The sequence below is a fragment of the Reichenbachiella carrageenanivorans genome (assembly GCF_025639805.1).
GTDB lineage: Bacteria > Bacteroidota > Bacteroidia > Cytophagales > Cyclobacteriaceae > Reichenbachiella > Reichenbachiella carrageenanivorans.
Genome location: NZ_CP106735.1, coordinates 2,599,823 through 2,612,725, shown reverse-complemented (window position 1 = coordinate 2,612,725; position 12,903 = coordinate 2,599,823). Strand labels below are relative to the sequence as shown.

Below are 12,903 nucleotides of genomic sequence, written 5' to 3'. Positions count from 1 at the left end.
GACGCATGACAGCATCGGACAATAAGAAGTCATTGTTAAAAAAGATTATTTCAATAATCTTGGGATTTGGCCCTGGTATTTTTGCCATAGGCTACACCATAGGCACAGGTAGTGTCACTTCCATGATTGTCGCGGGCAGTACGTTTGGTATGCAATTGCTATGGGTACTTTTTCTAAGCTGTTTGTTTTCTGGCATTCTCATGTTTGCCTATGGCAACTATGCCTTAGTGACGGGAGAAACAGCCCTATATGGTTTTAAAAAACATCTAAAATTCGGCAAGCTTATCGCCATCTTAATTATTCTAGGCATTTCATTTGGCCAATGGAATTCCTTAATGGGGATATTAGGCATCTCATCCAATATCATATTTGAAATATTAGCGCTCAATTTCTCGGGGTTAACACCTTATAAATATGAAATCATATTAAGTGTTGCTATTACGATCATAGTGACCTTTTACCTGTTGATGCTAGTGGGCAAGTACACCTTTTTCGAGAAGATACTTGTGGTATTTGTCAGCTTCATGGGCTTGTCTTTTATTATTTCATTCTTTTTCGTACAGCCACATGGCATAGATGTAGTGAAAGGATTGATCCCTACGATTCCAGATGTGCCTGGTGGCAAAATGTTGGTCGCTGCCTTTGTGGGCACCACCATGGCGGCCGCTACATTTTTGTCTCGTCCATTATTTATACAAGGCAAGGGATGGACTATCGCCAATTTGGATCAACAAAAAAAGGACTCCATTACGGCAGCCGTTCTGATATTTGTGATCAGTGGTGTGATCATGGCCGTCGCTGCTGGTGCATTGTTTTACGAAGGGAAGAAAGTAACTCAAGTAATAGATATGGCCAGTACCCTGGAGCCAGTGGCCGGTAAGTGGGCCGTTACGATTTTCTTTTGTGGTGCCTTGAGTGCTGGCTTATCATCCATTTTCCCTTGTCTATTGATCGCCCCGTTGTTAGTTGCGGATTATCAATCGGGCACTTTAGATACCAGTTCAAAACAGTTTCGCATCATCACAGCCATAGCTTGCCTAGTGGCCTTGATCGGGCCTGCATTTGGTGCCAACCCCATACAAATCCAAATACTCTCCCAAGTTTTCAACGTCTTTGTGTTGCCCATAGTCATACTTGGCATCATACTCATGCTGAGTAATAAAAAAGTAATGAAAGATTATAAAACAAGTCTAGGCGTGTACATCGGGATGTATGCTGCCCTGTTCTTTTCGCTGGTGATCTCATACAATGGCACCATCGCACTGATGGGGTATTTTCAATAGCAGAAGAGAGCAAGTCATATGATTAGTAAGTGTCATAACACTGTAATACCCACTTTAAAGTATCAATTGTAGTGAAGATAAGTTTGATCGAAAAAGATGCGAAAAGAATCCTGCAGAATGAAGTCATCTGTAATATTCGAGATTTGATTAACGCTAAGCATTTAGAACGTGGAGACAAATTGCCTTCTGAAAGGATCATGTCTGAAAAGTTTGGGGTAAAAAGAAACCATATAAGAGAGGCCATTAGAAAATTGGAGTTTTATGGCGTCATAAAATCAGTTTCTCAAAGCGGTACCATTCTGGCCATTGGCCTCACCGGGTTCAATGGCATAATAGATGAAATTGTTTCCCTAGATGCGCCTTCTTTTAGTGAGCTTGTAGAAACTCGAATATCCTTGGAGTTGAAGATGGTTTCGTTGGCCGCTCAACGACGGTCAGAGACAGATCTAAAAAAGATGCGTGAGGCACTTGAGGCCTTCAAGGCCAAAATCACACAAGGGAAAGATTACTTAGAGGAAGACCTGCTGTTTCATTTAGCCATTGCAAAAGCTAGTAAAAACAGCACGATGGTCTCACTGATGCTTTTATTGACTCCGCCTATTCTCTCCACCTACGAAAGAGACACCGTTTGTGAGGGGGATCAAGTAATTACCGAAATCAAAAAACATGAAGATGTGTATAAAGCCATTGCATCTAGTGACCCAACACTTGCTACCAAAATGATGAATGTACACTTCATCAAATTATCAAAATATTTAGAAGACCAAAAAGGAATAATATGAAAAACAACAATAAGATTACCGGAAAAAAAGTCCTCATTACCGCTGGTGCTCAAGGAATCGGCGAATCTATAACCAGGCACTTTATCGATAGTGGAGCCGATGTAGCTATTCATTATTTTTCGAGCAGTGACACCGCCAACCAACTGGTAGAATATGCCGCGAGCAAAGGGCAAAATGCGATCGCCATAAGTGGCGACTTGACAAAAGAAGCCGATGCCACAGCCATGGTTGATAAAACAATAGAAGCCCTAGGTGGTATGGACATCCTGATCAACAATGCAGGCTCGCTGGTCGCACGTAAAATGCTCAACGAAATGGAAGCTGAGTTTTGGCATAAGGTGATGGACATCAATCTCACCTCCATGATGTTTGTAACAAGAGCCGCAGCTCCACATTTAGCCAAAAATGAAAATAGCAGCATAGTCAATTTGGCATCACTTGCGGGTCGAAAAGGAGGGCATCCTGGATCATTGGTGTATTCTACTAGCAAAGGGGCTATCCTTACTTTTACAAGAGCGCTTTCTTCAGAATTGGGTCCTCAGGGCACAAGGGTCAATGCGGTGGCTCCTGGACTTATCCTTGGCACCTCATTTCACAACACGCATACGTCCAAAGAATCAGCGGCCGCTACTACGGCCGGGATACCGATACAGCGAGCAGGCCATGCAGATGATGTAGCACGCGCCGTGCTATACCTAGCGTCTGAATACGACGGCTTTATTACCGGTGCCACGCTCGATATCAATGGGGGCGTCTACAACATGTAGTTTCTCGCCTCATTGGTTTCCACGGTTCAAAAACAATAGAGAACGAGGCAAATCCAAGCATTGAATTCACTAAACAAACATCTTCCATATAGATTAAATGAATATGAAAAACATCAAATCATTACCACTCCTATTGAGCTTAGGTGTGTTGCTCTCACTAAATAGCTGTTCGAATAAAGCGAAAGAAGCAAGTAAAGAGCAAGTTCCACAAACCGTTTACGCAAGTAACGTGATCCCGTTTTTCAATCATTGGAATTTGATTTTAGGGGATGGTTCAAATGCTGGGATAGCCAATAATTATGAACATGAAGATTTCTTTTATACGGTAAAGGATGGCGAAGAAGATTGGGTCGTTTATAAATCACCCAATGCAGGGGATACACATGGCACCTCCAACAATACAAGAAGCGAATTGGCCCAATTGAAAAAATGGTATCCAGCAACTGCTGACGATAAATTGACGGCTACGCTCAAAGTAATGAATGTATCGGCTACAGGTGATGCTCGGGTAGCCTCGACACATGCTGTAGTCGTTGGCCAGATCCATAGTGCCGACGGACATGAGAACGAACCGCTTAAAATCTTCTATAAGAAATTTCCTGGCCATACGAAAGGTTCAGTGTTTTGGCATTATGAAATCAATACCGCAGGCGATGACAACACTGGAAGGTGGGATTATTCCACGGCGGTTTGGGGTCATGACTTTTCTGTAGTAGGTAGCGAAGCAGACACCTACCCCGAAGAACCGACTGAGGGCATTGCTTTGGGTGAGGAATTTAGCTATGAGATCGTGGTAAAGGATGGTATAATGAACTTAAAATTTACAAGTGAAGGACATGAAACCAAAACATTCACAAAAAACTTGATCGTATCCGAATATGCAACAACCGCAGATATGCCAAAGCAAACACAGGATCTATTCTTGCCCATTGGGCAAGACGGTGTAGAGCGTGAGCAAGCATATACTGGCGAGGGTCTCTTTTTTAAGTTGGGCGCATACAACCAAACCAATGGGAAGTCCCCAGATGTAAATAAGAACTGGTGCTCTGGTGCAGAAACGCATGATGGCGACATCAAAAAACAATATGAAGACGGAAACTATGCGGAAGTTTGGTTTAAAACGGCAAGTATATCGGTAAGTGATGGTGCTGTATCTAATCAAGGCTATTTCACTAAAAATGATTAGTCGAACCAATAGAAAATAATTATTCCAATCAACAAGGGCTAAATAAAAATACAATGGATACAAAAACAGCTAAATTAATATTTCAATCAGTTTTAATAATTGGTTTTATAGTATCACTCAATAGTTGTGCTACTACTTCTAAAGAATCTACGACTAAAGACACTGATAAAATCACTTACCCAAGTGATGTTATTCCGTTTATGGACAAATGGAAAATCCTTCTGGGTGATGGTACCAGCACCAATCAATTGGTCAATTATGAGGATAAAGAATTCTTTTACGTTGCCAATGATGGAACAACGGATTGGGTCGTATATAAAACACCCAACTCGGGCGTAACCTCACGAACTTCAAGCAACACCAGAACAGAATTAGGCCAAATAAAACATTGGGTACCTGAGACTGGTGGCAAGTTGACAGGCACGCTAAAAGTGGCTCATGTATCTACGTCTGGTGATGCAAGAGTGGCTGCTTCGTACTCGGTCGTCGTTGGGCAAATCCATAGTGATGAAGGGCATGAAAATGAGCCTTTAAAAATCTTCTACAAAAAATTTCCTGGTCACACGAAAGGCTCTGTTTTTTGGAATTATGAAATCAACACTGAAGGGGACAATTCAAAAAGATGGGATTATTCCACAGCGGTTTGGGGTGATGACATGTCCGTAGTTGGGTCAAGCCCCTCTACCTACCCTGCAGAGCCTAAAGAAGGTATTGCAATAGGAGAAGAATTTAGCTATGAAGTAAACGTATATCAAGGCATCATGTACCTCACGTTTACCAGTGAGGGCCACGAAACGGTAAAGTTCACAAAGAATTTGCTAAAATCTGACTTCTCTACTTATGATAAAATCCCCCAACAAATCTTGACTTTGTATGCATCGATAGGTCGAGATGGTACAGAGCGTAAAAATGCTTACGCTGGAGAGATTCAGTACTTTAAGCAAGGTGCATACAACCAGACCAACGGAAAAGACCCCAAAGACAATATGGTGTGGAGTACTGGGTCAGAAACATACGGCGGTGACATAGCCAAACAATATGCCAATGGATGCTATACCGAAGTATGGTTTAAATCAGCGACTGTAGGGCCTGGCACAGCACCTACGGAGTAGCTTCAAAGCATCAATACTAACTTGATTGGAGTAATAGCCAAGAAGGATTAAGCGATTATACCTTCTTGGCTATTTTGTATAATGACCATTTTCGCATAATACCTCTCACTGGCGTGCTTTAGCAAAGCGTGCTGATCTCCTAAAGTATTTGTAATACGCTTACGCAGCTTCGATCTTGTGTTTATGTCCAAAAAATATAAAGCCTGCGTCTGAACCCCGTAGAAGAAGGGGATGTGTATGAGCCAGAGCACTATAGATAGTAGTACCAAAGAGTTATGCAGGGTTGTCAGATTTGATCGCATCACAAATGCTCACTTAGATTTGTCGCGCTTTGCAAAAGCGCGACAAATAAAATTGTTCCGCTATCTCTACCAATAGGAATAGTATCTCCAACTTTTTTACCAATAGTGTCTGCATCGTCTACATGTGTAACCTCCCCACCCGCTAGCAGTGCCCAGGGGTTGACCTGTCCTTCGAGTTTGAATCTGCGCTGCTTGAGGGTGAAGCGGAATTTGCGGTAGGGGAGCTGCTTGCTCAGAGGCTATCTACAGCCACTTTTCAAACAAATGGCGAATTGGATCTTTACGCGGCATATCTAGACCGTTGAGCAAATTGTTCCCTCTGTTGTTTTCTGCCAATGGATCCATTCCCAGGTCCAGTAGATATTTCACAATTGAATCGTCACCATCAAAACTTGCAACTGCCGTAGTTAGCAGCGTATTCCCATACGGATCACGAATGTCCTTATCAGCGCCGTTTTCTATCAGGAGCTTTAAGGCCTCTAGGTTGTTGCTCATAGCAGCCAAGTGACAGGCGGTAAAGCCTGGTTTGGTCTTGACATTGAGGTCTGCACCGTGGGAGATTAGTAATTGGAGCATTTCAGTATTACCATCTTGTGTCGGACTATGAATCATATATTGACCAGTTCTATCCAAGAAAACGTTAATTTCACCACCTTGAGCGATTAAGTTTTTAGCTTTTTTAAGCTCGTTTCTAACAACTGAGGTGTAAAGTTGATCAGTTAAATTTTTCATTTTGTTAATCTAATTTTCTACTCCTATTCGAACTCCTTTCCTCTAGTACATACCATTTCGGATCATTCTCTAACTCTATAACCTTTTTCCTTGTCAATCCTTTTTCAATATGCATCTCATGTCTTTCTTTCCATGACTGTCCCGGTGCATGCCCAATATCTGCCCGTGGTTTACCTACCAAGTTTTCAGGTACTGGTTGCCCTGCTTTGGGGTGGTCGTGTCCCAGAGGTGTTTTGTCAGGGTAATGTGTACCGTAGTTGGGAATATCAATCTGAGCTTTTTCGTCAAAGTAAATCGGATACTCGTTAGCATCCTTTCTATTCGTTTTTGCCCGAGCAAATATTTCGTCTCGAATCTCTTTCCTCAAAGATACTCTTTCACTTTTTGCGCCACCCCGAATTTTGTCACCACGGGAGATATCAGTCATGTTTTTATCCGTGAGTGCTTCAAATTCATCTATGGCCTTCGCTTCATCCAATTGTAGGTCATCTACATACGCACTCTTTGTTCCTTTCGGACCACCTTTGCTACCTCGTGTGCCGACTATCACTCCTTCTATTGAACCGTCTGCTTTTTTGACTAGGTCACCGACATTGCCATCGATGTCTCGATCTTCTATTTTTCCATCCGCCAACAGTACCCAGGGATTGACCTGTCCTTCGAGTTTGAATCTGCGCTGCTTGAGGGTGAAGCGGAATTTGCAGTAGGGGGAGCTGCTTGCTCAGAGGCTATCTACAGCCACTTTTCAAACAAATGGCGAATTGGATCTTTACGCGGCATATCTAGACCGTTGAGCAAATTGTTCCCTCTGTTGTTTTCTACCAATGGATCCATTCCCAGATCCAGTAGATATTTCACAATTGAATCGTCACCATCAAAACTTGCAACTGCCGTAGTTAGCAGCGTATTCCCATACGGGTCACGAATGTCCTTATCAGCGCCGTTTTCTATCAGGAGCTTTAAGGCCTCTAGGTTGTTGCTCATAGCAGCCAAGTGACAGGCGGTATAGCCTGGTTTGGTCTTGACATTGAGGTCTGCACCGTGGCTAATCAAAATTTTTAATATTTCAAGTAGTAGTTTTTTTTTCTCGTTTGACTTTTTGTATAAAGTAATCGTAGCATGGATAGGGTATAGACCAGTACTTCCCATGGCATCTGGATTTACTCCCGTATTCAAAATTTGTTTTACGTTTTGAACCTCTCCTCTTAAAGAAGCGTCAAAGAGGTCTTCAGTATTCCATTTCATAAGTCTAATCTAATTTTCTACTTCTATTTGAACTTCTTTCTTCGAGAATATATAATAGGGGATTGTTTTCTTCTTCAATTATCTCTTCTCTTGTAAGGCCTTCTTTTTTATGATTTTGCAACCTATCTTTCCAGGCCTCACCTGGTGCATGCCCAATATCTGCCCGTGGTTTACCTACCAAGTTTTCAGGTACCGGTTGCCCTGCTTTGGGGTGGTCGTGTCCAAGAGGTGTTTTGTCAGGGTAATGTGTACCGTAGTTGGGAATGTCAATCTGAGCTTTTTCGTCAAAGTAAATCGGATACTCGTTAGCATCCTTTCTATTCGTTTTTGCCCGAGCAAATATTTCGTCTCGAATCTCTTTCCTCAAAGATACTCTTTCACTTTTTGCGCCACCCCGAATTTTGTCACCACGGGAGATATCAGTCATGCCTTTATCCGTGAGTGCTTCAAATTCATCTATGGCCTTCGCTTCATCCAATTGTAGGTCATCTACATACGCACTCTTCGCTCCCTTTGGACCACCTTTGCTACCTCGTGTGCCGACTATCACTCCTTCTATTGAACCGTCTGCTTTTTTGACTAGGTCACCGACATTGCCATCGATGTCTCGATCTTCTATTTTTCCATCCGCCAACAGTACCCAGGGGTTGACCTGTCCTTCGAGTTTGAATCTGCGCTGCTTGAGGGTGAAGCGGAATTTGCAGTAGGGGGAGCTGCTTGCTCAGAGGCTATCTACAGCCACTTTTCAAACAAATAGCGAATGGATTCGTTCTTTGGCATGTCAAAATCAACTAGCACACTGTTGCCATAATTATTTTCAATGGTTGGATCCATTCCTAGGCTCAATAAGTATTTTACAATCGAATCATCATCTCTGTAACTTGCAACGGCCGTACCTAATAACGTATTCCCATACGGATCACGGATATCCTTGTCTGCGCCGTTTTCTATCAGGAGCTTTAAGGCCTCTAGGTTGTTGCTCATAGCAGCCAAGTGACAGGCGGTATAGCCTGGTTTGGTCTTGACATTGAGGTCTGCACCTTTGGATATAAATAATTTTACGAGATTATAATTTTCCTTCTTTGATGCAAACAACAATGGAGTTTCTCCAAACCTATCTATATGGTTGACATTGAACCCCTCTTTAAGTAACGCCTGAATTTGTTCTATGTCATTTTTGGATATTGACCTAAAAAACTCATCTTCTTTTTCTTGATTCATTAGTCTAATTTTCTACTTCTGTTTGAACTTCTTTCCTCTAACACATACCACTTAGGATTGTTTTCCAACTCTATAATTTTCTCCCGACTCAGTCCGTCCCTTTTGTGTTGAGCCAACCTATCTTTCCAGGCCTCACCTGGTGCATGCCCAATATCTGCCCGTGGTTTACCTACCAAGTTTTCAGGTACCGGTTGCCCTGCTTTGGGGTGGTCGTGTCCCAGAGGTGTTTTGTCAGGGTAATGTGTACCGTAGTTGGGAATATCCTTTCTGGTTTTCATATCTCTATATATAGAATAGCCATTTTCATCTAAACGACCAGTATTTGCTTTCCTATATATTTCATCTCTGACTTCCTTCCTTAAAGATACTCTTTCACTTTTTGCGCCACCCCGAATTTTGTCACCACGGGAGATATCAGTCATGTTTTTATCCGTGAGTGCTTCGAATTCATCTATGGCCTTCGCTTCATCCAATTGTAGGTCATCTACATACGCACTCTTTGCTCCCTTCGGACCACCTTTGCTACCTCGTGTGCCGACTATCACTCCTTCTATTGAACCGTCTGCTTTTTTGACTAGGTCACCGACATTGCCATCGATGTCTCGATCTTCTATTTTCCCACTCGCCAGCAGTACCCAGGGGTTGACCTGTCCTTCGAGTTTGAATCTGCGCTGCTTGAGGGTGAAGCGGAACTTCTTGAAACGAAGCTGCTTCATGAGTTTTTGAGTCAGGTCGTCGATAGATTTGGCGCCTTTGAGTGTGCTCTTCTTCACGCCCTTCATCACGAACTTCCCGTTTTTGATAGCTGCTTGGGCACCACCTTGGGAGACGGCTGCTAGCTTGCGTGCTGCTTGTTGTTGATTCTTGATGTATTGTTTAGCACCTGCTTTGACGGCTTGTTGAGCGCTTTTCCTACCTCCTTTGGCTGTTTTGGCAGCTCCCTTGGCGGCTTTCATGGCTCCTTTGGCTCCAAAGAGAAGGGCCATGAGCAGTTCGATGGCCAGGATCACAAAGGCCCTGGCGAGGTGTTTGGCTCCCTCGACCAGATTGCCTGGCCATGCGCTAGAAAGATAACTACCCAGTCGCTTGGCTACCTGATAGACCAGCTCTGCGGCGAAGTAGGCGCTCATGAGCTGCATGATCAGTGGCAAAGCTGCCATGATCGCACCGCCTGTGAGTATATTGGCGAGGATCACTCCTGTGATGCCAGCGATCAATCCTGCGAGGATGGCTACTTTGTTTTCGCCCAGCCACTTCATCACGCCATCTTTCATCTGACCGATGAGGAAGGTTGCTCGTTCGCCCGGCGTGTGAAAGGGACCTACCAGATCAGGACTGGCAGACTGTGTATCGACCGATGTAGTCTCCGTGACCTCTGCGGTGGTATCATCTTGTTGCAGTGCATCTGCTTTTAGCCCTTGGATGTCTTGGTCGTTGTGCCCAAACTCATGTGTCCCATCTCCCAATAGGCTGAGGTCTCTCATGAGTCCTCCATCAAGTGTGACTTCACTTGGGCTCGGCTCTACACTGAAATCACCCGCTTCGTAGGATGTTTTGTGGAGGATACTGGCGTCATTGGCAGAGACTGGACTCGACGCTATCAGATCCTTTAGCTCGTTGGTACTGGGAGCGGTCTCCACGGCAGGAGGGATGATCTCATTGGGTAGTGGTCGGGTCACATCCTGCCCCAGCAACTCCTCGGATAGCTGTCCCCAAAACTGGCTGGGTGACTGCTGTGCAGACAAGACCAGGTGAGTGATGCCTTGAAGGGCGGCTTTTAGTACTTTGGCAATAGCCTCTATCGCAGAGAGGACCATATTGACGATCGCTTGGTAGGCTTGGATATAAGCCACGATCACTGTGGCAACAAAATCCAGCAAGGCTTGAATGGCTGCTTTGAGCAGGTCGGCCAGTTTTTGTACGGCAGAGATCGCATAGGAGATGGCTGCATCGATGAGGGTCTCAAATTTCTTGGCTATACGAGGGAAGGCCGCAAACAATACTTTGATGGCTGCTTTGAGGATTTCACCAAAGGTCTTGATAAAACCTACAATCAGCTTTTTCCCTAAATCTATCACGGCAGACACAGCAGTCTTAGCCATCTCTATGATACTATTGACTGCTTGAATGAGGGCATCAAATATGTGATTGACCGCTTCTTTAAGGTTGTTATAAACGGACGCTACATAATCTGTAGCCTGATCCCAGAGGCTTTTGTCTTTCTCGGTTTCTTTAGATACAGTCTCGACTTCCTTGTGAGTCTTGCTGACTGCCTCATCAGCTTTTTGTTGAGCTTTGGCAAGGGTACTACTGACTTGTGCATCAGTTTTCTGGACTTGCTCATGGATCTGCTGATCGCTACTACGGCGTGCTGCTTCGCTTTGGTGTTGATGATCGTCTATCAACTTTTGATTTTCTGCTTGCCAACTGGCTTGATGCGCCTCTGTTTGTTTTTGAGCAATGAGCTGTGCTTCTTTTTGTTTTTGAGCGACAGCTTCTATCTCTCCAGACATCTTGGACTCAAAATCCTGTTTGGCTGCTGTGCTACCAGCGTCTAGCTGGGCTTTGGCTGCATCGAGTTTGGCTTCTTGCTCAGCCAATTGCTGCCCCACAGATGCTCCTGCCTCTTTGTCGAAAGCTGCCTCAACTTCTGGAACGGTGATTTTGACTTCATCAACATTGATATCCAATGTCTCTAATGAAGGTGCCCCCACATTAGACTGTATGCTTTGCGCTTCTCCACTAACGCCTATTTGCTCCAGCCCTTTGGGTTGGGCGGCTAGTTTATTGGCTCTACGCTGTGCTTCGAGGCTTGCAGCTTGTCCTTGGGATTCAAACGCCGTAAGATTTTCGGGGTCGGTATCTCCCGACAAAGACAATGACGGTGCTGAACCAAGATCTGTATCTAAGGCTGGCCATTCGCTTACCTCACCTTCGGCTGTGTCCTCTATCGCTTTGACAGGCTGTATTTTTTCTTTTTGCAGCAATTCCTCCACTGGCTGGCTGGCCTTTTCATTTTTAAACGCAGGGACATCTGGCATTTTCAATGCTTCTTGGGGTGGCGCAGGGCGGTCCCCCAAAGGCATGTTATTAGCAACAGTGACCTCAGTCAAACCTTTTAAGGCTGCTTGCGCATCATCCTGTATTGCACTATCTGCTTGCCCAGAAGTGGTTTTTACCGTATTTATAATCTGACTCGGGGGTTGCTGCAGGTAGCTCTTTATTAGAGCAGGAGTACCTACCCCTGTGGCCACGGCAGCTGGTGCTGTATTTTTTTGATCGACCTGCTTGGCTTCGGTAGGTGTATCGATCTCTGGGTTTTGGGTAGGTTGCGTGGCGGCCGTTGGCATGGGAGCGGCGGCTTGGGTCTGCGCTTCTTGAGGCACAGCACTTGCCCCACCTGTATCAGGTGACTTAGGGGCTACTGCAGGCGTGGGTGCTTCGGATGTCGAATCATCGAAGGTCTCGACGGCCATTTCCCATTTGATACCCGGAAATTCGGCCTTGAGAGCCGACACAAAAGGCGCTGACCCAAAGGCGTGGCCGCTTTGCATCATCCTGTTGTCAAACCGCTTGAACTTGGTGCGCATCGACTCCTTGGCACGGCGGGATGGCGCAGACGTGAGCAGGCTATTTTTCAGCCCACGATAATATTTCATAATCCCTTTATTGAACGCCGCCTTGAGTCGTCGTCGTTCGGTGATGTCTTTGAGCTTGGCCAAGTGTGCACTTTTGTCTGCCACACCTGGTGGCTGCTGGCTTTTAGGTTTGACCCCTGGCCGCTGCCCTGTGGATCTTTGGCTAGGTGCCTTTTTTCGCAGAGACGGTTGGGCAGGTTGCGGGGCAGGCTCTTGCTTGTATTTGTGCTTGATACTGAGACTTTCTAACTCCTCTAGCTCTGCTCTAATGGCTTCAAAGCTGTTGTCCTTCACCGAAGCAAACTTGGCATCGAAAGCCGCCACTTCTCTTACGATCCTACGCTCTTCGTCCGTCTTGCAAGACGCAGATACATACGATTCCTCACTATCGTAGGGAGACCTTCTCTTGTCTTCTATAGCATCTACATAGGCTATCTCTGTCCCCATAGGTTAGATTGGTGGTTGGTTGGTTTGGGTTTAACCCTGAAATATGGATTTAAAAAAACTAAAACTAGTCTATTCATTTTAAAATATAAAGCCCCCTCACATAGTTTGTCATTTTCGAAGACAGATCGAGTGAAGATATCTCATGGACAAATCTGCCAGGCGATAATTGGGTAGCGACTACCAAGCAG

General features: G+C 44.7%; 11 protein-coding genes. 5 read left to right on the top strand and 6 right to left on the bottom strand.

What is annotated here, in order from left to right:
• The first annotated feature begins 5 nt into the window (after nt 1-5).
• From N7E81_RS10280 to N7E81_RS10260, 5 genes are all read left to right on the top strand, one after another.
• The gene (locus N7E81_RS10280; protein WP_263049503.1) at nt 6-1,283 is read left to right on the top strand and encodes an Nramp family divalent metal transporter; all 1,278 of its coding nucleotides are present in this window, start codon (nt 6-8) and stop codon (nt 1,281-1,283) included.
• A gap of 71 nt (nt 1,284-1,354) precedes the next feature.
• Nucleotides 1,355-2,065: a FadR/GntR family transcriptional regulator gene (locus tag N7E81_RS10275; RefSeq protein WP_263049502.1), complete on the top strand. Its 711-nt coding sequence runs from the start codon at nt 1,355-1,357 to the stop codon at nt 2,063-2,065.
• Nucleotides 2,062-2,832: an SDR family NAD(P)-dependent oxidoreductase gene (locus tag N7E81_RS10270; protein ID WP_263049501.1), complete on the top strand. Its 771-nt coding sequence runs from the start codon at nt 2,062-2,064 to the stop codon at nt 2,830-2,832. The genes N7E81_RS10275 and N7E81_RS10270 overlap by 4 nt, the downstream gene beginning before the upstream one ends.
• 103 nt (nt 2,833-2,935) lie before the next feature.
• Nucleotides 2,936-4,018, top strand: a complete 1,083-nt coding sequence (locus N7E81_RS10265) for a polysaccharide lyase family 7 protein (protein WP_263049500.1) — start codon at nt 2,936-2,938, stop codon at nt 4,016-4,018.
• 53 nt (nt 4,019-4,071) lie between these two features.
• Entirely contained in the window at nt 4,072-5,130 is a 1,059-nt protein-coding gene (locus N7E81_RS10260; protein WP_263049499.1) for a polysaccharide lyase family 7 protein, read from the top strand.
• A 545-nt stretch (nt 5,131-5,675) separates the two neighbouring features.
• Here N7E81_RS10260 and N7E81_RS10255 read toward each other — a convergent pair.
• The 6 genes from N7E81_RS10255 to N7E81_RS10230 all read right to left on the bottom strand — a co-directional run bounded on the left by N7E81_RS10255 (nt 5,676) and on the right by N7E81_RS10230 (nt 12,715).
• On the bottom strand, nt 5,676-6,164 hold the full coding sequence (locus N7E81_RS10255) for an ankyrin repeat domain-containing protein (RefSeq protein ID WP_263049498.1): 489 nt from the start codon (nt 6,162-6,164) through the stop codon (nt 5,676-5,678).
• Nucleotides 6,165-6,168: 4 nt separating this feature from the next.
• The gene (locus N7E81_RS10250) at nt 6,169-6,798 is read right to left on the bottom strand and encodes an HNH/ENDO VII family nuclease (protein WP_263049497.1); all 630 of its coding nucleotides are present in this window, start codon (nt 6,796-6,798) and stop codon (nt 6,169-6,171) included.
• A 98-nt stretch (nt 6,799-6,896) separates the two neighbouring features.
• Complete coding sequence (locus tag N7E81_RS10245) at nt 6,897-7,409, bottom strand: ankyrin repeat domain-containing protein (RefSeq protein WP_263049496.1); 513 nt, start codon at nt 7,407-7,409, stop codon at nt 6,897-6,899.
• Between the two features lie 4 nt (nt 7,410-7,413).
• Complete coding sequence (locus N7E81_RS10240; protein ID WP_263049495.1) at nt 7,414-8,043, bottom strand: GH-E family nuclease; 630 nt, start codon at nt 8,041-8,043, stop codon at nt 7,414-7,416.
• Nucleotides 8,044-8,141: 98 nt separating this feature from the next.
• On the bottom strand, nt 8,142-8,630 hold the full coding sequence (locus N7E81_RS10235; RefSeq protein WP_263049494.1) for an ankyrin repeat domain-containing protein: 489 nt from the start codon (nt 8,628-8,630) through the stop codon (nt 8,142-8,144).
• Nucleotides 8,630-12,715 carry a GH-E family nuclease gene (locus tag N7E81_RS10230; RefSeq protein ID WP_263049493.1) on the bottom strand — a complete coding sequence of 1,362 codons (4,086 nt, stop codon included), beginning with the start codon at nt 12,713-12,715 and terminating at the stop codon, nt 8,630-8,632. Before N7E81_RS10230 ends, N7E81_RS10235 begins: the two co-directional genes overlap by 1 nt.
• Nucleotides 12,716-12,903: the final 188 nt, after the last annotated feature.